The organism is Mycobacterium sp. SMC-13, assembly GCF_045311035.1.
In the GTDB taxonomy this organism is placed as follows: Bacteria; Actinomycetota; Actinomycetes; order Mycobacteriales; family Mycobacteriaceae; genus Mycobacterium.
This window is the reverse complement of the sequence record NZ_JBJIAI010000026.1, coordinates 57,331-76,760: the sequence shown is the minus strand read 5'-3', so window position 1 is coordinate 76,760 and position 19,430 is coordinate 57,331. Positions and strand designations below refer to the sequence as shown.

At 68.4% G+C, this 19,430-nt stretch carries 18 protein-coding genes and 1 pseudogene; 5 read left to right on the top strand and 14 right to left on the bottom strand.

What is annotated here, in order from left to right; genetic code table 11:
* Positions 1-214: 214 nt before the first annotated feature.
* Positions 215-1,786, bottom strand: a complete 1,572-nt coding sequence (locus ACJH6I_RS26955) for a sensor histidine kinase (RefSeq protein WP_406784823.1) — start codon at positions 1,784-1,786, stop codon at positions 215-217.
* A 19-nt stretch (positions 1,787-1,805) separates the two neighbouring features.
* A complete protein-coding gene (locus ACJH6I_RS26950) occupies positions 1,806-2,588 on the bottom strand; it encodes a response regulator transcription factor (protein WP_064858471.1) in 783 nt (260 codons plus the stop codon).
* A gap of 465 nt (positions 2,589-3,053) precedes the next feature.
* On the opposite strand from ACJH6I_RS26950, the gene ACJH6I_RS26945 reads away from it, so the two are divergent.
* Positions 3,054-5,231 (top strand): SulP family inorganic anion transporter, encoded by a 2,178-nt coding sequence (locus tag ACJH6I_RS26945; protein ID WP_406784816.1) that lies wholly within the window; start codon positions 3,054-3,056, stop codon positions 5,229-5,231.
* A gap of 84 nt (positions 5,232-5,315) precedes the next feature.
* On the opposite strand, the gene ACJH6I_RS26940 is transcribed toward ACJH6I_RS26945, so the two are convergent.
* From ACJH6I_RS26940 to grcC1, 3 genes are all read right to left on the bottom strand, one after another.
* Positions 5,316-6,026 carry a DUF1326 domain-containing protein gene (locus tag ACJH6I_RS26940; protein WP_406784822.1) on the bottom strand — a complete coding sequence of 237 codons (711 nt, stop codon included), beginning with the start codon at positions 6,024-6,026 and terminating at the stop codon, positions 5,316-5,318.
* Positions 6,027-6,338: 312 nt separating this feature from the next.
* Complete coding sequence (gene htpX, locus ACJH6I_RS26935) at positions 6,339-7,202, bottom strand: zinc metalloprotease HtpX (protein WP_406784815.1); 864 nt, start codon at positions 7,200-7,202, stop codon at positions 6,339-6,341.
* An 84-nt stretch (positions 7,203-7,286) separates the two neighbouring features.
* Positions 7,287-8,294 (bottom strand): nonaprenyl/(2E,6E)-farnesyl/geranylgeranyl diphosphat synthase, encoded by a 1,008-nt coding sequence (gene grcC1 / locus ACJH6I_RS26930; RefSeq protein ID WP_406784814.1) that lies wholly within the window; start codon positions 8,292-8,294, stop codon positions 7,287-7,289.
* A 21-nt stretch (positions 8,295-8,315) separates the two neighbouring features.
* Between grcC1 and menJ the strand changes: the two genes are divergently transcribed.
* Positions 8,316-9,536 carry a menaquinone reductase gene (gene menJ, locus ACJH6I_RS26925; protein WP_406784813.1) on the top strand — a complete coding sequence of 407 codons (1,221 nt, stop codon included), beginning with the start codon at positions 8,316-8,318 and terminating at the stop codon, positions 9,534-9,536.
* Here menJ and ACJH6I_RS26920 read toward each other — a convergent pair.
* The 4 genes and pseudogenes from ACJH6I_RS26920 to ACJH6I_RS26905 form a co-directional block, all read right to left on the bottom strand.
* A pseudogene (locus ACJH6I_RS26920) lies at positions 9,529-10,422 on the bottom strand (alpha/beta hydrolase); the annotation flags it as partial. The gene menJ and the pseudogene ACJH6I_RS26920 sit on opposite strands and share 8 nt — an antisense overlap.
* 23 nt (positions 10,423-10,445) lie before the next feature.
* Positions 10,446-10,727: a pyrimidine/purine nucleoside phosphorylase gene (locus ACJH6I_RS26915; protein ID WP_029105179.1), complete on the bottom strand. Its 282-nt coding sequence runs from the start codon at positions 10,725-10,727 to the stop codon at positions 10,446-10,448.
* 43 nt (positions 10,728-10,770) lie between these two features.
* The gene (locus ACJH6I_RS26910; RefSeq protein ID WP_406784812.1) at positions 10,771-11,706 is read right to left on the bottom strand and encodes a CobW family GTP-binding protein; all 936 of its coding nucleotides are present in this window, start codon (positions 11,704-11,706) and stop codon (positions 10,771-10,773) included.
* Positions 11,703-12,389 (bottom strand): demethylmenaquinone methyltransferase, encoded by a 687-nt coding sequence (locus ACJH6I_RS26905; RefSeq protein WP_346417128.1) that lies wholly within the window; start codon positions 12,387-12,389, stop codon positions 11,703-11,705. Before ACJH6I_RS26905 ends, ACJH6I_RS26910 begins: the two co-directional genes overlap by 4 nt.
* A gap of 85 nt (positions 12,390-12,474) precedes the next feature.
* On the opposite strand from ACJH6I_RS26905, the gene ACJH6I_RS26900 reads away from it, so the two are divergent.
* Together ACJH6I_RS26900 and ACJH6I_RS26895 are read left to right on the top strand one after the other, a co-directional pair.
* Positions 12,475-13,299, top strand: coding sequence for an SDR family oxidoreductase (locus ACJH6I_RS26900; protein WP_406784811.1), 825 nt, complete (start codon positions 12,475-12,477; stop codon positions 13,297-13,299).
* A 14-nt stretch (positions 13,300-13,313) separates the two neighbouring features.
* The gene (locus tag ACJH6I_RS26895; protein ID WP_064858463.1) at positions 13,314-13,589 is read left to right on the top strand and encodes a hypothetical protein; all 276 of its coding nucleotides are present in this window, start codon (positions 13,314-13,316) and stop codon (positions 13,587-13,589) included.
* Positions 13,590-13,765: 176 nt separating this feature from the next.
* Here the strand turns inward: ACJH6I_RS26895 and ACJH6I_RS26890 are convergent, their stop codons facing one another.
* Entirely contained in the window at positions 13,766-14,893 is a 1,128-nt protein-coding gene (locus ACJH6I_RS26890) for a glycosyltransferase family 4 protein (protein WP_406784810.1), read from the bottom strand.
* Between the two features lie 122 nt (positions 14,894-15,015).
* On the opposite strand from ACJH6I_RS26890, the gene ACJH6I_RS26885 reads away from it, so the two are divergent.
* Positions 15,016-15,699, top strand: coding sequence for a DsbA family protein (locus tag ACJH6I_RS26885; protein WP_406784809.1), 684 nt, complete (start codon positions 15,016-15,018; stop codon positions 15,697-15,699).
* On the opposite strand, the gene ACJH6I_RS26880 is transcribed toward ACJH6I_RS26885, so the two are convergent.
* The 4 genes from ACJH6I_RS26880 to ACJH6I_RS26865 form a co-directional block, all read right to left on the bottom strand.
* On the bottom strand, positions 15,696-16,199 hold the full coding sequence (locus tag ACJH6I_RS26880; protein WP_135357652.1) for a DUF3592 domain-containing protein: 504 nt from the start codon (positions 16,197-16,199) through the stop codon (positions 15,696-15,698). The genes ACJH6I_RS26885 and ACJH6I_RS26880 overlap by 4 nt on opposite strands.
* The gene (menD, locus tag ACJH6I_RS26875; RefSeq protein ID WP_406784808.1) at positions 16,196-17,833 is read right to left on the bottom strand and encodes a 2-succinyl-5-enolpyruvyl-6-hydroxy-3-cyclohexene-1-carboxylic-acid synthase; all 1,638 of its coding nucleotides are present in this window, start codon (positions 17,831-17,833) and stop codon (positions 16,196-16,198) included. Before menD ends, ACJH6I_RS26880 begins: the two co-directional genes overlap by 4 nt.
* A 12-nt stretch (positions 17,834-17,845) precedes the next feature.
* Entirely contained in the window at positions 17,846-18,634 is a 789-nt protein-coding gene (locus ACJH6I_RS26870; protein WP_061003332.1) for an alpha/beta fold hydrolase, read from the bottom strand.
* 78 nt (positions 18,635-18,712) lie between these two features.
* Positions 18,713-19,426, bottom strand: a complete 714-nt coding sequence (locus ACJH6I_RS26865) for a DJ-1/PfpI family protein (protein ID WP_406784807.1) — start codon at positions 19,424-19,426, stop codon at positions 18,713-18,715.
* Positions 19,427-19,430: the final 4 nt, after the last annotated feature.

The window sequence follows — 19,430 nt, the reverse complement described above, 5'->3', positions numbered from 1 at the left end:
CTCATTTTCGAGAGACCTCGACCTCTATCCCGGCAACGACGCGCCAACCACCTCTACACCCTCATCTGTGAAGAGCCGTTTTCCCTTTCCGCATCCAGCGCCGACAGCGCTGGATCAATAACTTCGACGGTAGTCGCGGAAATGGGCGAGAAACGCATTCTCAGGCCGAACCCATACGGATATCCGCATGAATCATGCCGAATTCAGGCGAAATTCAAACAGTCGACTCGGATACGTGCGGATTGTGCGACTCGCTCACCGTCACGTACTCCCCGACTTCCCGGTCCATCGGCAGCCGCACCCGGAAAATCGTTCCCGCAGTGTTCGATTCGACCTTCACGCGGCCGCCGTGCGCTCTGACGATCGTCGACACGATCGCCAGGCCGAGCCCCGTGCTGCCGAGCACGCGAGAACGCGATTTGTCGGCGACCACAAATCTGTCGAACAAATTCGGCAACAATTCTTCCGGAATTCCCGGGCCGTCATCGGCGACGGTCAATTCCACATATCCGGGACCCGGTGTCAGGCTGGTCGTGACCGATACTCCGGCGGGCGTGTGGACGCGTGCGTTGGCCAGCAGATTGCCGATCACCTGATGCAACCGGGCCGGGTCGCCGCGGACCCACACCGGCACGTCGGGCAGGCGCGAGCGCCAGCGGTGCGCGGGCGACGACACCGCGGCGTCGTTGACGGCATTGATCACCAGGTCGCACAGCTCGACGTCGTCGGTCTCGAGATCCTGATGCTCCTCGAGCCGCGAGATCAGCAGCAGGTCCTCCACCAGACCGGACATCCGCTGCGCCTCTGCCTCGATGCGGGCCAGCGCGTATTCGGTGGTCTCGGGCAGTGCGGCGCTGTCCTGACGGGTCAGTTCGGCGTACCCGCGGATGGCGGCCAGCGGTGTCCGCAACTCGTGGCTGGCGTCGGTGAGGAATTGCCGCGTCCGGCGGTGCGACGCGGCGAGTTCGGCGAGCGCACTGTCGACGTTGTCCAGCAGTTTGTTGAGCGTGTCCCCCACGATGCCGACCTCGGTGCGCGGGTCGGTGTCCTCCGGCCGGACCCGTTCGGTGATGCGGTGGTCCTCGCTGCCGAACTGCCGGGTCGCCACCTTCGCCGCCGTCGAGGCCACGCGGCTCAGCGGCCGCAGCGCATAGTTCACCACCGCGATGGTGCCGACCGCGGTCAGCGCGATGGCCAGCAGTGTCATGACCGCGACCGCGACGGTCTTGCGCGCCACCACACTGTTGGCGTCCTCCATGGACACGCCCGAGACCAGCACGTCACCGCCGCCGGCGTCCTGTCCGGCCATGCGGTACCAGCCGAGTCGCGGCAGCTTCACCGTCCGCGGCCCGAGGTTGGTCCACTGCTGCCCGCTGACGGCCTTGACGACGTCGGGCTGGACGGGCTTCGGTTCGCCGTCGGGGAACACCGCCGACTGCACGACGACGCCCTTGTGCAGCACCGCGATGAGGTTTCCGGGCGCCTGGCCACCGAAGGCCGTCAGGCCGTCTTCGCCGGCGTCGATCGGGTGGGCCGGGTCGCCGCGTTTGATCTCCAAGCGGTCGTAGGAATGACCGAGGGCGTCGAGCGAGCGCTCGAGTTCGGCGTCGCTCATCGCCGACACGTAGCTGTGCAGGCTGTACACCGACAGCACGCCGACCGCCAGCAGCACGACGGTGACCAGGGACGTGACGCCGAACACGAGCCGCCGGCGCAGGGTGCGCGGACGCCACCACGGCGCCCGAACCGGGGTACGGGCAGGTACTCGGGTCGGCACCCGGGTCACACGCGTCACCTCGGGCAGGTTAGTCCTCCGCGTCGGCAGGGCGCAGCATGTAGCCCACGCCACGCACTGTGTGGATCATCGGCTCGCGATCGGTGTCGATCTTCTTGCGCAGATACGAGATGTAGAGGTCGACGATGCTCGACTTGCCGCCGAATCCGTAGTTCCACACCCGGTCGAGGATCTCCGCGCGGGCGATGGCCCGCCGCGGGTTACGCATCAGGTACCGGAGCAGCTCGAACTCGGTGACGGTCAACGCGATCGGCTCGCCGGCCCGGGTCACCTCCCGGCTGGCGCCGTTGAGGACCATGTCGCCGACCTTGAGCACCTCGTCGGACGCCGGCGCGAGCTGACTGGACCGGCGCAGCAGTCCACGCAGCCGGGCCACCAGCTCTTCGAGGCTGAACGGCTTGGTCATGTAGTCGTCGGCGCCGGCGGTCAGCCCCGTGACGCGGTCCATCACGGAGTCGCGCGCGGTGAGGAAGAGCGTCGGGGTGTAGCCCTCGGCCGCACGGACCCGCTGCAGCAACTGCAGGCCGTCGGTGTCGGGCAGCATGATGTCCAGCACGACGAGATCCGGTTCCATCTCGCCGAACTTGGTCACCGCGTCGCGGCCGTTGTGCGCAACCTCGACGACCCAGCCCTCGTAGTGCAGCGCCATCTTGACCAGGTTGGTCAGCGCCGGCTCGTCGTCGACCAGCAACACCCGGATGGGGGATCCGTCGGCACGTTCCATGCGCGGCAGCTGGCCGAGCACGGCGGCCCGGGGGTGACCCTCTCGTGGTGGTACCGACATCGTTGTCATTCTTCCATTGTGTTGAGAACACAGAAAATTGTCACTGCGTTCATACCGAGTTCAAATATTAGTCCCTGGATATGACTCACGTCACTTACCTGAGCCGATGTGATGCGCGAGAATCGTTGCAATACAGTGATCTTGACTGGTCGGACCCCCAATCACGAGCATACCGACCGGATCGATTCAAGCCGGTATCCCAGGTCGCCCAATCGATCAACCCTCTGGCCCACGGAGAAGATTTGCGTTCTCTATGGGAACTCTTCCTCGCCTTGCGACCCTGTCTGGCGATAAATACTCTCGCACTTAGCAATTGACGTCGCTTATCGTCGGCGACCGTCGAACAGTTCTGAAACATGTTGTCTCGCAACATGTTTAATCGACAATGGTGTCGGCGGGTGTGCGGACCGAAACTCGCGCAGCGCATCTGCACATGTGTCCATCGGACAACAATCGGAGAACGGAAACCTAGGCATGCTAGAAACCGCCCCGCCGGCAAAGGGTCTACGCGCCATACTGCGCTACGACCTGCCTGCGTCACTTGTCGTATTCCTGGTGGCACTCCCACTGTCGCTCGGCATCGCCGTCGCGTCCAACGCGCCCATCCTGGCCGGCATCATCGCCGCCATCGTCGGCGGCATCGTCGCCGGCGCGCTCGGCGGCTCGCCGCTGCAGGTGAGCGGACCGGCCGCCGGCCTGACCGTCGTCGTCGCCGGATTGATCGCCCAATTCGGCTGGGGCGTGACGTGCGCCATCACCGTCGGCGCCGGCATCCTCCAGATTCTGTTCGGCCTGAGCCGCGTGGCCCGGGCCGCGCTGGCCATCCCGCCGGTCGTCGTCCACGCCATGCTCGCGGGCATCGGCATCACCATCGCGCTGCAGCAGCTGCACGTGCTGCTGGGCGGCAAGTCCAACAGCAGCGCGTGGGAGAACATCCACGAGCTGCCGGCGCAGCTGATGAACGTCCACGGCCCCGGCTTCGTGCTCGGCATGCTGGTCATCGTCACGCTCGTGGCGTGGCGCTGGGTGCCGGCACCCGTCAACCGGATCCCCGGTCCGCTGGTCGCCATCGTCGGTGTGACGGCGCTGTCCGTTCTGCTGCCGTTCGACGTCAAGCGCATTCAGATCAACGGCTCGCTGCTGGACTCGCTGTCTTTGCCGACCCTGCCCGACGGACAGTGGGCCGCCGTCTTCGCGGGCGTCCTGACCGTCGCCCTCATCGCCAGCGTCGAGAGCCTGCTGTCGGCCGTCTCGGTCGACCGCATGCACAACGGCCCGCGCACCAACTTCGACCGTGAGCTGATCGGCCAGGGCGCGGCCAACACCATCTCCGGCGCCATCGGCGGCCTGCCCGTCACCGGCGTCATCGTGCGCAGCTCGACCAACGTCGCCGCGGGCGCCAAGACCCGGGCTTCGGCCATCCTGCACGGGTTCTGGATCCTGCTGTTCGCGGTGCCGTTCGCCGGCCTGGCCCAGCTGATCCCGACGTCGGCGCTCGCCGGCCTGCTGATCGTCATCGGCTGCCAGTTGGTCAAGAAGGTGCACATCGAAACCGCCCGGCGCACAGGCGATATCGCGGTTTACGCCATCACGGTGCTCGGCGTCGTCTTCCTCAACCTGCTCGAGGGTGTGCTGATCGGCCTCGCCCTGGCGGTCGCCCTGACGGTGTGGCGCGTCATCCGGGCCAAGATCGTCACAGAGCACGTCGCCGGCAACGACTGGCGCATCGTGATCGAGGGCTCGGTCAGCTTCCTGTCGCTGCCGCGCCTGACCTCGGCTCTGGCTTCGGTGCCGACCGGTTCCGACGTCACCGTCGAGCTGTCGGTGGACTTCATCGACCACGCCGCCCACGAGACCATCGACGAGTGGAAGCGCCAGCACATCGCCGGCGGTGGCTCCGTCGAGATTCACGAGCACGGCACCGCCGAGCTGCACAGCGCGGCCGCCGGTCCGCCGACCCGCACGTTCACGCCGTTCGACAAGCGTTCGGGTGTCGTCCCGTGGAAGTCGCAGCCGCAGACCTCGTCTGTGATGGAGGGTCTGGAGACCTACCACCGCCGCACCGCACCCGTGCTGCGTCCGCACATGGAGGACCTGGCCCACGCCCAGAAGCCGGAGACGCTGTTCATCACCTGCGTCGACTCGCGGGTCGTGCCCAACGTCATCACCAGCAGTGGCCCCGGTGACCTCCTGACCGTCCGCAACGTCGGCAATCTGATCCCGGAGGGACGCGCCGACGCCTCGGTCGAGGCCGCCATCGCCTTCGCCGTCGAGGTCCTGGAGGTCCGGTCGATCGTGGTGTGCGGCCACTCCAGCTGCGGCGCCATGACCGCGCTGCTGGGCGGCGACCAGGGTCACGACCAGCACCTGCACACCTGGTTGGAGCACGGTGACGCGACGTTGCGCGCCTTCGATGAGGGCCGCCACCCCGTTGCCGTCGCGGCGGCCGAGGAAGGCTTCGGCGTCGTCGACCAGCTGTCGATGGTCAACGTCGCGCTCCAGGCGCAGACGCTCGCCGCCCACCCGCTGGTCCGGGCCCGGCACCGCGCCGGCGACCTCGAGGTGATCGGGCTGTTCTATGACATCGGCACCGCGGCCGCCCTCCGGGTGACGCCGGTCAGCGTGGACCGTCTGGTCGAGGTTGCCGAGTAGTACCTGATTGATCCTGCGCCCAGGGCCGTACCCCGCGAGAGCGGCAGGCCCTGGGCGCAGTGTCATTTCCGGGTCCAGTTCAGCTCAGCCGCAGCAGCATCCGCCGGACGCCTGCGCGCCGGACGGGAGCTCGACGTTCGGCAGTTCGCCGTCGGGCCGCCAGTCGAACGGGAAGTGCTTGCTGGAGGCGCCGACGTACTCGTGGGAGAAGTCGAAGCCGACGGCGTCGGCCTTCTTGACCACGCCCCACGTCGCCACCTGGCCCGGGCCGACTTCCGCGCCCGGAGCGTTGACGGTCGTCACGCGACGGTTCGGATCGGCCGTCGGCCCCGTCAGCGCGTCGACGCGGACGTCGACCTTGCCCGGAATCTCCGCCCGCCAGTAGGCGAGGTCGTCGGCCGCGGCGAAGTTGATCGGCGCGTACTCGATGCCCCGCAGCTCGCTGATCAGACTGCCAAACTCCCCCGGCCAGCCGCCCTCGTCGCCGCGGAAGATCCGCTCCAGAGCCGCGCGCTGATCGGCGTCGGCCTTCTCGTCGATGTAGAACATCAGCTTCATGGTGGCGTCCGGGTCGCCGATCCACATGTTGCCGGCGAACTCACCCAGGGCCACCACCCCGAGACCGCTGAGATCGGTTGTGCCGTAATGCCCTTCGTGCACCTGCCAGACGAGAGTGAACAGGCAGTCGCCGTGCGTGGGCTCCTGCGCGAAGCTGCACGGGCAGGGCAGTTTGCAGCTGCACACATCGAACCACTCGCCGCGTAGATGCCAATCGGTCTTCGGAGTTGCCGCCACCGTCATCGCTGAATCCCTTCTCGTTTGCATACCCCCTGGGGGTACCTGACGTGGACGACGTTACGCAGCGCGGCGAGCGTGCGTCAAGTACCCCCAGGGGGTATGTTTCTATGAGTTTGGCGAGCCTGACCGGGCAGTGCTGCATCCACCCTGAAGCCAGGGCGAAAAAGTGCGAGAGACGACGACCCTCAACGCAGGGTCAATAGGGAATCAGCCGCGGGTGCCGTTGACCCTGCAACCAGGGCCCAAAAGTCCGAGTAACCAAGACCCTCAACGCAGGGTCAACGCAGAAGCGCGGGCAACTCCGCGGAACTACCGCCCCGCCATACGCTCCAGGCGCGCGATGCGGTCCTCGATGGGTGGGTGCGTCGAGAACAGCTTGCCGATCTTCTCGCCGGCCCGGAACGGGTTGGCGATCATCAGGTGGGCCTGGTCGGCCAGCTGGGGCTCAGGAGGCAGCGGGGCCTGCTGGACGCCGGCGCTGATCTTGCGCAGCGCGCTCGCCAGCGCCAGCGGGTCGCCGGTCAGCTCGGCGCCCGACTGGTCGGCCTGGTACTCGCGTGAGCGCGACACCGCCAGCCGGATGATTGTCGCGGCCAGCGGACCGACGATCGAAAGCACCAGCAGCACAAAGGGATTGGGCCGGTCGTCGCGGTCGCCGCCGAACATGCCGATGAAGTAGGCGACGTTGACCAACGCCGTCACCACCGACGCCATGGCGCCCGCCACGCAGGAGATCAGGATGTCGCGGTTGTAGACGTGCGAAAGCTCGTGTCCCAGCACGGCGCGCAGTTCGCGCTCGGTGAGGATGTTGAGGATTCCCGTGGTGCAGCACACCGCGGCGTTGCGGGGGTTACGTCCCGTCGCGAAGGCGTTGGGGGCGGCGGTGTCACTGATGTACAGCTGCGGCATGGGCTGGCGCGCCGTGGTGGCCAGCTCGCGGACGATGCGGTACATGGCCGGCGCCTGCATCTCGCTGACCGGCTGCGCATGCATGGCCCGCAGCGCCATCTTGGCGCTGTTGAAGTAGACGTAGGCGTTCATGCCGATGGCGAACAGCACCGCCAGGTACATGATGTTCTTGCCGAACAGCGACCCGATCAGCACGATGAGCGTCGAGAAGCCCACGAGCAGCGCGAACGTCTTCGCGGTGTTCGCGTGCGGGTTCCACGTCATCGGCTACCTCCTCCAGCGCAGTCAAACTCACTGAATTGAACGCTCGGCAACTGGTGCCTGGTTCCGGGGTGTCCCGGTGGGAGGTCAGCCGTGGCGGTCAGCGGTGTACTCGACCAGGTTGAGCAGCGCCAACCGGCCCGGCAGGTCCGGCAGGTTGTCCAGCTCGGCACGAGCGTCCGCGGCGAAGCGCTGCACGGTGCGCTTGGCCTCGACCATGCCCTGCGACGCGCGCAGCAACGCCAGCGCCTCGGCGAGGTCGGCGTCGTTGTCGATGGGCTTGGCCAGCAATACCCGCAGCCGGTCAGCGTCGGGACCGGTTTCCTGCAGTGCGTACAGCACCGGCAGGGTGTGCACGCCTTCGCGTAGATCGGTGCCCGGCACCTTGCCCGACTCGTCGGGGTCACTGTCGATGTCGATGATGTCGTCGGAGATCTGGAAGATGGTGCCGACGATGCCGCCGAGCCGGCTCATCCGCTCGATCTGCTCCTGATCGGAACCGGAGAAGGTCGCGCCGAACCGGCCGGACGCCTCGATCAGGCATGACGTCTTCTCGTACACGACCTTCAGGTAGTGCTCGACGGGGTCAGCACCTTCGAGGGCGCCGCGGGTCTCGCGCATCTGGCCGGTCACCAGCTGGGCGAAGGTGTCGGCGATGACGCGGACCGCGTCCGGACCCAGCCGGGACACCAGCCGCGAGGCGGTGGCGAACAGGTAGTCGCCGGCCAGGATCGCGATGTTGTTGCCCCAGCGGGCGTTTGCGCTCTCCGCGCCGCGTCGGACCTGGGCCTCGTCCATGACGTCGTCGTGGTACAGCGTCGCCAGGTGCACCAGCTCGATGACGGCGCCGGCGATCGCGACGTCGTTGTTGTCGGGGTCCGGCCCCAGCGACGCCGACAACACGGTGAACAGCGGACGGAACCGCTTGCCACCGGCCTGGAACAGGTGCTGGACCGCTTCGGCCATCAGCTCGTCGGCTTTGCCCAGCTCGGTCGACATCAGGTCTTCGATGCGCGCGACCGCGTCACGAACCTGCGCGGCGAAGGCGGCGTCACCAAAGTCCACGCCCGCGACCACTGTCGCTGGTGTCTTCATGGGTCCAACATACTGGGCGGCATGGTCGTGCACGCAGATGTGGTCGTGGTCGGAGCCGGGCCGGCAGGTTCCGCCGCTGCCGCCTGGGCAGCGCGCCGGGGCCGCGACGTCCTGGTGATCGACTCGGCGCAGTTTCCCCGGGACAAGGCCTGCGGCGACGGGCTGACGCCGCGGGCCATTGCCGAACTGCGTGAGCTGGGACTCGGCGAGTGGCTCGACGGCCACGTCAGCCACCACGGGCTGCGGCTGGCCGGCTTCGGCGCGCAGCGCGAGGTGCGCTGGCCGGGGCCGTCGTTCCCGGCCACCAGCAGCGCGGTTCCCCGCGCCGAGCTCGACGACCGGATTCGTCAGGTCGCCGCCGACTCCGGGGCGAAGATGCTGCTGGGCGTCAAGGCCGTCGCCGTCTCCCACGATGCGGCCGGCCGGGTGACCACGTTGCAGCTCGACGACGGACAAGAGGTGAGCTGCACCGAACTCATCGTGGCCGACGGCGCCCGCTCGACGCTGGGCCGTGTCCTGGGCCGGCAATGGCACCAGGAGACGGTGTACGGCGTCGCGATCCGCGCCTACATCGCGACGCCGCGGCACGCCGAGCCGTGGATCACGTCGCACCTGGAGCTGCGCTCCCCCGCGGGGGAGGTGCTGCCGGGCTACGGCTGGATCTTCCCGCTGGGCAACGGCGACGTGAACATCGGCGTGGGTGCGCTGGCCACCGAGAAACGTCCGGCCGACGCCGCGCTGCGCCCGCTACTGGCCCACTACACCAACCTGCGCCGCGACGAGTGGGGCTTCGAAGGTCAGCCGCGGCTGGCCAAGTCGGCGCTGCTGCCGATGGGCGGCGCGGTGTCGGGCGTCGCGGGACCGAACTGGATGCTCGTCGGCGACGCCGCCGCATGCGTCAACCCGCTCAACGGCGAGGGCATCGACTACGGCCTGGAGACGGGAAGGCTGGCCGCCGATCTGCTGGGCTCGGGTGACCTCAGCGCGGCCTGGCCCGCACTGCTGCAGCAGCACTACGCCGCCGGGTTCTCGGTGGCGCGCCGATTGGCGATCCTGCTGACCGTGCCGAAGTTCCTGCCGCTGACGGGGCCTGTCGCGATGCGATCGCAGTACCTGATGACGGTCGCGGTACGGGCCATGGGCAACCTCGTGACCGAGGAGGACACCGACATGATCGCCCGCATCTGGCGCCGGGCCGGACGTGGCTCGCGCCGGCTGGATCAGCGCAAGCCGTTCAGCTGACCGACCGCGCGAACCCGACGATGTCGCGGACGGTGGCCGCGAAGACCTCGGGCATGGCGCCGGCGAGCAGGATGTCCCCGGCGTGGCAGGTGCCGGCGACGATCCGCCCGACGACGCTGACGCCGGCCGCGGCCAGCCTGCGGTAGTAGATCAGGCCCTCGTCGCGCAGCGGTTCGAGCTCGTTGACCGAAATGACATGCGGCGGAAGGCCTTCCAACTCCACACTGGTGGCCGCCCCGGCCCAGCAGGTGCCGTCTTGCGCGTGCTGCTGGTCGGGGTCATAGATAGAGCCCAGCAGCGCCAGTTGCAGGCAGCTGATGAAGTACCCGTCGTTCTCCCGCAGCGACGGCAGGTCCTCGGCGTCCTCGAGCCACCGGTTCGAGATGTACGGGCACTGGGCGTAGACGCCGGCGATCTCGTCGATCCAGCCCTCCCGCTTGGCTTTCAGCGCGACCGTCAGCGTCAGGTTCCCACCGCCGGACTCCCCCGACACGATCAGGTGGCTGATCCCGAGCTCGTCTTTGTGCGCCGCCGTCCAGCGCACGGCCGCCGCGCCGTCGTTGAGCCCGGCCGGGAACGGGTGCGGACCGAGCGCGCCGCCCGAATTACGGAACTCGACGCCGACGACGACGAGCCCTGCGGCCGCAAGGTTTTCGCGGAGGCGGACGTACTGGATGTCGGCGGCGCTGAGGATCGCCATGCCACCGCCGTGCAGGTGCACAACCGCGGGCAGCGGACCGTCGGCAGCGGTGGGTCGGCTGATGAACAGCGTGATCTCGTTGCCGTCGGCACCGGTGATGGTGGTGGTCGTGGTGGTGACGCCCTCAGGTGCGGGGGCCTGGTCCCCCAGCATCTTCAGCACGGCACCGGTCCCCTGCTCCGCGAACGCGGTTCACCGTGGGCGGAAAGTTACCGGTATTCGCAGAGGTAGGCGGTCTCGACCTCGACGCGGACGCCGAACTTGCTGTCGGCCGGCACGGTGAATTGCGTTCCGGCGGCGAAGGTTTCCCACTCGTCGCTGCCGGGCAGCTTGACGGTCAGGGCGCCGGACACCACGTGCATGATCTCGAGGCTCGAGGTGCCGAATTCGTATTCGCCGACGGCCATGACGCCGACGGTCGCGGGGCCCTCGGCGGGCGCGAACGCGATCGATGCGACCTTGCCATCGAAGTACTCATTGACCTTGAACAACACATCTCCTCGAACTCAGGTGAGGAGTCGGGATATCCGGGGCCTACGGCATCACGTACTTGTGGACTCCGAGGATGGCGTTCTCGTCGGCCGGTTCGGTGGTGCACTCGTGCAGCGCCGCCCGCACCTTCTCGGTGTCCATGCCGGTGCCGATGCACACCAGTTGGGTGCCGGTGCCGCGCCGCTTCTGCAGCCGCAGGGAGCCGCCCACCAGCTGCAGCAGGTATCGGTGTCCGGCGCCGAAGTCGACGAAACCCTTTGCCCGGTAAAGCCCTTCGGGCCGGTCACGCAGCAGGGCCAGCAAGCGGCGCGGGTTCAGCACGTCGCCGGTGATGTATTCGACGGACTGGTAGACGGGATGGTCGTGGTCGTGATCGTCGTGCAGCAGCTCGTCGAACGACAGCTGGGCCTGCGGCGCGCGTTCCGGAATGTCGATAAGCAGCGTCGGGTCGATGCGCGCGAAATCGGTGGGCTGCACGGGGACTCGCGGATTCTGCGCGCGAATCCGGGCCAGCACGGCGTCGACGTCGGCGACTTCACTTGCCCGGTTGAGCACCACCAGGTCGGCCACCGGCAGCCCGTGCCCGAACTCCGGCTCGCATCCGTTGACCACCAGGATCAGGCCGGCGTAGTGGAAGTCATCCGAATCGGCCGTCATGATGGTGCGCGCCACCGCGGGCGGCTCGGCGACGCCGCTGGCCTCCACCACGATCAGATCCAGGGCCGGGCGGACGGCGGCGAGCTTGCCGAGCATCTCGGCCACCTCACCGTCCTCCGCGACGCAGCAGATGCACCCGTTCGACAGTGACGCCATGGCGTCGACCTGACCGGCGACCAGCATCGCGTCGATGTTGACGGACCCGAAGTCGTTGACCAGCACGCCGATTCGCGCCCCGCGGCCGTTACGCAGCAGGTGGTTCAGCAGCGTGGTCTTGCCCGCACCGAGGAAGCCGGCGACGGCGAGGACGGGCAGGCTCACGGCTTGACAGCGGCGTGCAGCGCGACGATCCCTCCGGTCAGGTTGCGCCAGCGCACCTGCGACCAGCCGGCCGCCTCGATCTTGCAGGCCAGGTCGTCCTGATCGGGCCACGCCCGGATCGACTCGGCGAGATAGACGTACGCCTCGGGGTTGGACGACACCGCGGTGGCCATCGTCGGGAGCGCCTTCATCAGGTACTCCTTATAGGCCGTCGCGAAGAGGCGGTTGGTGGGCGTGGAGAACTCGCACACCACCAGGCGGCCGCCGGGCCGCGTCACCCGGGCCATCTCGCGCAGGCCGGCGCTGAAGTCGACGACGTTGCGCAGCCCGAAGCTGATGGTCACCGCGTCGAAGACGCCGTCGTCGAACGGCAGCTTGGTGGCGTCACCGGCCACCTTCGGGACGTTGCGGGCTGCGCCGGCGGCGAGCATCCCGACCGAGAAGTCGCAGGCCACACACCAGGCGCCCGACGTCGCGAGCTCGACGGTCGACACCGTCGTCCCGGCGGCGAGGTCCAGAACCTTGTCACCTGGGCCGATGCCCAGCGCGGCGCGCGTCTGCCGCCGCCAGAACCGGTCCTGACCCAGGGACAGCACGGTGTTGGTGATGTCATAGCGACGGGCGACGCCGTCGAACATCGACGCAACCTCGTGCGGATCCTTCTCCAATGACGCGCGACTCACGGATATGACGCTACCGGCTGGTCCTGCGCCCCGCGTCTGCGGCGGCCCCGGGAATGGAACGGCCACCACGGGAGCTGTAAGCCGCATGGGTCAAAAGGTCTGGTTCATCACGGGGACATCGCGCGGGTTCGGACGCGAGTGGACGGCCGCGGCGCTGGAGCGCGGCGACAAGGTGGCCGCGACGGCGCGGGACGTGTCGACGCTCGACGACCTCGTCGCCAAGTACGGCGACGCGCTGTTGCCCATCGCGCTCGACGTCACCGACCGCGACGCCGACTTCGCCGCTGTGAAGGCGGCGCACGAGCACTTCGGCCGGCTGGACGTCGTCGTCAACAATGCGGGCTACGGCCAGTTCGGTTTCATCGAGGAGTTGTCGGAGGCCGAGGCGCGGGACCAGATCGAAACCAACGTGTTCGGCGCGCTGTGGATCACGCAGGCGGCGCTGCCGTACCTGCGGGCGCAGGGCAGCGGGCACATCATCCAGGTGTCCTCGATCGGTGGCATCAGCGCATTCGCGGGCCTCGGCGCGTACCACGCGTCCAAGTGGGCGCTCGAGGGTTTCTCACAGTCGCTGGCCGCCGAAGTGGAGCGGTTCGGTATTCACGTCACCTTGATCGAGCCCGGTGGCTTCTCGACCGACTGGGGCGGCGCGTCGGCGAAGCGGACCACGGAACTGCCGGAGTACGAAGGATTTAGGGCAGATGTCGCGCGCTGGCGCAGCGAGCGCAATGCGGTACCGGGCAACCCGGAGGCCTCGGCGGCCGCGGTGCTCAAGATCGTCGACGCCGAAAAGCCGCCGCTGCGAGTCTTTTTCGGCAGCGCACCGCTGCAGATCGCCAAGACCGACTACGAAAACCGGTTGCGCACCTGGGAAGAGTGGCAGCCGGTGTCCGAGCTGGCGCAGGGCTGAACGAAGGAACTCCGATGGCGGGATTGAAATTCGTCCGACGGGACGACGGGTTGACCTATGAGTTCACCGAAGACGGCGAGGCGCACGGGTTTCCGTCGTACAAGCGGGTCGATCTGGACATCTGGTGCCGACGGCTGCCGCACTTCGGATGGGTGGTGTGCACGGAGCGTGGTGCGGTGTCGAGTCGCCCGTTCGACCACGCGGGGTTCGGTTACCTGCCGCCCGAGGGTGCGTGGGTGAGTCGCAAGGACGACCGCTCGTATGTGTACGACCTGGTCCATGTGAGCTGATCTTCTCTGATCGAGCGTGCGTGTTTCTGCGCACGCTCGATCAGCATGTGCAGTTTCGTCGCGCTCGGCGGCCGCGAGCGGGACGTTTTTGTACACCAAATGCGGTGTGTCGCAGTACAAACACGGCCGCTCGCGGGAGGTGGCGTGCGCGGAAATGCTCGCGGGGAAAAAGAGCGCTAGGCAGCGAGGGCGCGGCGCTCGCCGAGGACGGCGGCGTAGTGGCCGAGCAGTTCGTCGCACACGGCGGGCCAGGTGCGGCCCAGCACGCTGCGGCGGGCGGCGAGCGAGTAGCGGGACCGCTCGGCGAGCAGGTGATCGACCGCGGCCGGCAGCGCCGCCTCGAAATCCGCTACCGGCAAGAGCAATCCGGTGTGCATGGGCGTCACCAGGTCACGCGGGCCGCCGGCGTCGGGCGCGATGACCGGCAGACCGGACGCCATGGCCTCCTGGACGGCCTGACAGAAGGTCTCGTGCTCCCCCGGGTGCACGAAAACGTCCATGCTGGCGTATGCCGTGGCCAGTTCCCGGCCGTACAGTGCGCCGGTGAAAACTGCTGTGGGCATGAGTTTTTCGAGCTTGGTCTGGTCGATGCCCTCGCCGACCACGACAAGCTGCAGGTCGTCGCGGCCGGCCAGCGCGGCCAGCCGCTCCACGTGCTTCTCCGGCGCCAGACGGCCGACGAAACCCACCACCGGCTTGCCTTCGGGCGACCACTGCGCCCGCAGCGCGGCGCTGCGCGCCGACGGCGCGAAACCCGTGACGTCGACGCCGCGACCCCACTTGTGGACGCGCGGAATGCGATGGGTGACAAGGTCTTCCATCGTCGCGCTGGACGGCGCCAGGGTCCGGTCGGCACGCGAGTGCAGGTGCCGGTTCCAGGCCCACGCGGTTTTCGTCATCATGCCGACGCCGTAACTCTGCGCGAAACCGGCGATGTCGGTCTGAAACACCGCGACGGTCGGGATGCCGAGGAAGCGCGCGGCGTGCAGCCCGCCGTAACCCAGCAGCGCCGGCGACGCCAAGTGCACCACGTCAGGCTGAAAATCGCGCAGTACCCGCACAATTCGCGGCCGCGGCACACCCAGCGGCAACGACGTCACCTTGGGGAACATCCGGGACGGGATACGGTGCACGGGCACATCGCCGTGGAACGTGTCCGCGGGCTTTTCCCCCCGGGGCGTGTCGGGCGCGATGACCAGCGCCTCATGGCCGTTCCGGTGGAGGTGCTCCAGCACCCGGAGCACCGAATTGGTGACGCCGTTGACATTCGGGAGAAAGGACTCCGCCACGATCGCAACTCGCACACCTGCAGGCTGGCAGCGCAGCCTGACCGTCAGGTGACCGTCAGGGATCCGCGACGCGAAGACACGCACAACTCGGGTACCACCGGTATCGTCTGTCGCACCGCGGCGAGAAAGGGGTCGGCATGCGTCTACCTCGGCTGATCCTTGTTCTGGCCACCGCGCTGGCGCTTCTCACCGCATCAACCGGCTGCGGCCGCACCGTCACCGGATCGGCACTGCGGGACCCGGATCTGCCGGGCGTCACCCTCACCGCGGACGGCTTCGGCATCATCGCGGGCCGGCCCGACGCCCCCGCGCAGATCGAGGTGTACACCGAGCCGCAATGCACTCACTGCGCGCACCTGCAGGACACCGACGGGCCGGAGATGAAGAGCATGATCGCCCTCGGTCTGCTGACCGTCACCTACCGCCCGGTGACCTTCCTGGACACCGAGTACGGCTATTCGGCCAAGGTCGCCAACGCGATGTTCCTCGCCGCAGCACACGGCACGTCGGCGCCCGCCCTGCAGGCGTACGTCGCGACGCTGTGGGGCCACCAGAATCCGGGCGGGTCGGCGCCGTCGGACGGTCAGCTCGCGGGCTGGGCCGCCGACGCCGGGGTCAGCGCCGAGGCCGTGACCACCATCCAGTTCGGTGAACACGCCGTCGACACCGACGAGATGACGATGACCAACGAGACCCGGCTGCAGGAGATCCGCGACGGCGACGCCGGCACACCCACGGTGTACGACCTCACCGGCAACACCGTGGTGGACATCCAGGAAACCGAGTGGCTGGCGAAGCTGACGGCGGGGCGGCAGACCTAACCCAGTCGGCGCTGCACGAGAGTGACGATGCCGAGCAGCACACCGGCGACCAACCAGCCGACGACGGCGATCGAGCCGGCCGGGATGACGGCCAGCGACGCGTTGCGGTTCTGCACCCGCACCAGGTCCGGGTTGCTGCGGTCGTATTCGACGTAGATGCGCATCCCGGTTTCCAGCTCGGACGGGTACAGCACGCCCAGCTCGGGCCGGTAGGTGACGCGGTCGGGCGTCACGAACTCGATGGTGGAGCGCCGCGGACCGGCCGAGAGCACCTCGGCGGCCGCCGTCCCCATGTTGTGCTCGATCTGCTGATCGTTGCGCCACGCCCCCAGCACCAGCAGCACCGACTGCAGTGTCACCAGGCAGGCCATGATGACGATGCCGATCCGGATCCGGCGGATGACCCGCTGTGACCGGGTCTCCTTGCCGTTGCCGAAGAGGCGCAGAATCAGGTTGTCCCAAAACGTGTTCAACCGGCAGCGCAGGGGTTCGGGAATCACGGAGCGGCCTTGATCGCCGCCCGTATCGAAGCGTGCAACGACCGTAGGGTGGACCGGTCGGCCTTGACCTCCAGCACCCGCATCCCCTCGAAGGGTTCGCGCAGCGCGGCGGCCAGTCCGTCGGCCTCCACCTGCCGGCACTCGACGTGGTACGCCCGGCACAGGGCCGCGACGTCGACGTCGTGCGGGGTGCCGAAGATGCGCGACGACACGTCGGAGAACCGGGGATCGCCCTGCTCCAGCAATTCGAAGATGCCGCCGCCGTTGTCGTTGGAGACCACGATGGTCAGCGCCTTGGGCGTCGGCTCGGTGGGGCCGATCAGCAGGCCCGAGCTGTCGTGGACGAAGGTCAGGTCACCGATGAGCGCGACGGTCCGGCCCGCGGTGTGGGCGAGCGCGGCGCCGATCGCTGTCGACACCGTGCCGTCGATACCGGCGACACCGCGATTGGACCGCACCGAGATGCCGTGCGAGTTCAGCCCGACGAGCGCGGCGTCACGCACCGGGTTGGAGGCGCCGAGCACCAACTGGTCGCCGGGCTGCAGTCCGTCGGCGACGGCGGCCGCCACGTGCAGGCCGGTGGTCAGTTCATAGGCCGCGAGCTGGTCACGCACGGCGTGCTCGGCACGCGCGTTGGCGTCGGCGCACTTCGCGAGCCAGGCCGGATCGGGCGTGCCCGACGTGATGGCGCGGGTGCCGGTGGCCTGCGAGTTGCCCGACACGTCGGGCCAGCGCGGGCCGGTGGTCAGCGCGTAGACGGGCGTGTGTGGGTCGGCCAGCAAGGTCGACACCGGCCGGTGCAGGGTAGGCCGGCCCAGCATGATCACCTGCTGCGGCCGGACCAGCGACAGCGCCAGCGGGTGCAGCGGGTTGTCGGCCGGCGGCGCGGTCGGTTCGGCGACCGTCGGCAGGTGCGCCAGGTTCTCGTGGCGGCCCGCACCATGGCCGGCGATGACGACGGTGTCGGCCGTCAGGTCGATCTCGAGGGGCTGGTCGAACGTGACAGGCGGCGTGTACGTCCACGGCCGGCCGTCGGGGCGGCCTTCCGGCGCGTAGGGGCCATCTTCGGCGGTGTCCGGGACCAGCGGCTCCCGCAGCGGGATGTCGAACTGCACGGGTCCGGCATTGGCGGTGCGAGAACCTTTGGCCGCCACCAGAACCCGGCACGTCGCCGACCGCCACTGGGCGTTGGCCGCGGCCACGTCGGCCGTCGGCTCGGCCAGGCCGAGGCTGATGGTGGCCCGCACCTGGTTGCCGAAATAGCCGAGCTGCTCCATGGTCTGGTTGGCGCCGGTGCCCAGCAGCTCGTAGGGCCGGTTGGCGCTCAGCACGATCAGCGGCACGCGGGCGTAGTTGGCCTCGATCACCGCCGGGCCGAGATTGGCCACCGCGGTGCCCGACGTCATCGCGATGCACACCGGTGAGCCGGCGGAGACGGCGAGGCCGACCGCCAGGTAACCGGCGGTCCGCTCGTCGATGCGGACGTGCAGCCGCAAGCGGCCGGCCCGGTCGGCGTCGGCCAGCGCGAACGCCAGCGGCGCGTTACGCGAACCGGGGCACAGCACCACATCGCGGACGCCGCCGCGAATCAGTTCGTCGACGACGACCCGCGCCTGAATCGTCGACGGGTTCATTGCTACAGCGTGTCACACCGGGTTGGCGGCGAAGAATTCCAACATCGCGGCGTTCACCGCATCGGGACGCTCGATGAAGCCGAGGTGCCCGGCGTCGGGGATTTCCAGGTAGCGGCCCAGCGGGATCGCGTCGGCCACCTCCTTGGACAGGTGCGGCGGCAGCACGACGTCGTCGGCGAAGCCGATCACCTGCACCGGCACCGCGATCTGGCGGTAGGCCGGCAGCCGGTTGGTCTCCGGCGCGACGGCAAGCTGCGCCCGCAGGCCCGGGGTGGGCTTCGTGGGCCACATGGTGAACATCTCGATCCAGTCCTGGACGGCACGGTCGTCATTCAGGGTCTTGGGTGAGAAGTTCTCCAGCAGCCGGTTTTTCGCGTCCACCTCAGGCGGCAGCTCGATGCCGGCAGCCAGCAGCGCACGCTCGGCCTCCCGGAAGAACGTCCGGGCGCGATCCTCCCGGCCGCGCGTGGCCATGAGCACCGCCGAGGACACCAGCTCGGGCCGGGCGACCATGAGCTCCTGGGCGATGAACGACCCCATCGACACCCCGACGACGCGCACCGGGCCGCCGACGACCTTGTTGATCAACGACGCGGTGTCCGCGACCGCCTGGTCGGTGGAGAAGCCGATGGCGTTCTCGGTGGCGCCGATACCGCGGTTGTCGAACGTGATGCAGCGGAAGCCGGCCCGCTGAAACGCCGGTACCTGATGCAGGTGCCAGGTGCGGCCCGCGCCGCCCCGTCCCGCGATGAACAGCACCGGCTCGCCGGATCCGCCACGGTCGTCGTATGCCAGATTCACCCGGCCGAGGTTACTGGACCCGGGATTTGTGCACGATTTTCCGCGGTGGGCGCGGAAAATCGTGCACAAATCGCTAGGTCAACGGCGGGAACGGACCTTTTTGACGGCCTGGTCCCACAGCAGTGCCGTGGTGTGCTTGAGTGCCGTCGGCTTGAGGAGCTCACGCGACATCAGGGCCGTTTCACTGGCCTTGGTGGCCGCCGAGGCCTTCGACATGTGCCCGGAGTCGAACGGCGGTTGCGGGTCGTATTCCATGGACAGCTGGATCGCCTTGGCCTTGTCCTCACCGGCGATCTGGGCGGCCAGCCACAGGCCGAGGTCGATGCCGGCCGAGACACCCGCGCACGTGACGATGCGGTCGGCCGACTGCACGATGCGCTCATCGGTGACGGGTTCGACGCCGAACGTGCGCAGCAGCTGCACGGCCGCCCAGTGCGACGTCGCGCGCTTGCCCTTCAGCAGTCCGGACGCGCCCAGGATCACCGAACCGGAGCACACCGACGCCGTCCACGTGGTGGTCTCGTGGGCTCGCCGCAGCCAGTCCAGCAGCTTCTCGTCGCGCGCGTGCTCCAGGGTGCTGAAGCCGCCCGGGATCAGGATGATGTCGGGCGTCGGCGTCTCGTCGAACGAGTGGGTGGCGCCCACCAGCAGCACGCCGGAGTCGGCGACGATCGGGCCCGGCTCGTGCCAGACGAACCGGACCTCGGTATCCGGCAGCCAGCGCAACGACTCATAGGGCCCGATGAAGTCGAGGGCCGTGAACCCCGGGTACAGGACGATGGCAACTTGCATGATT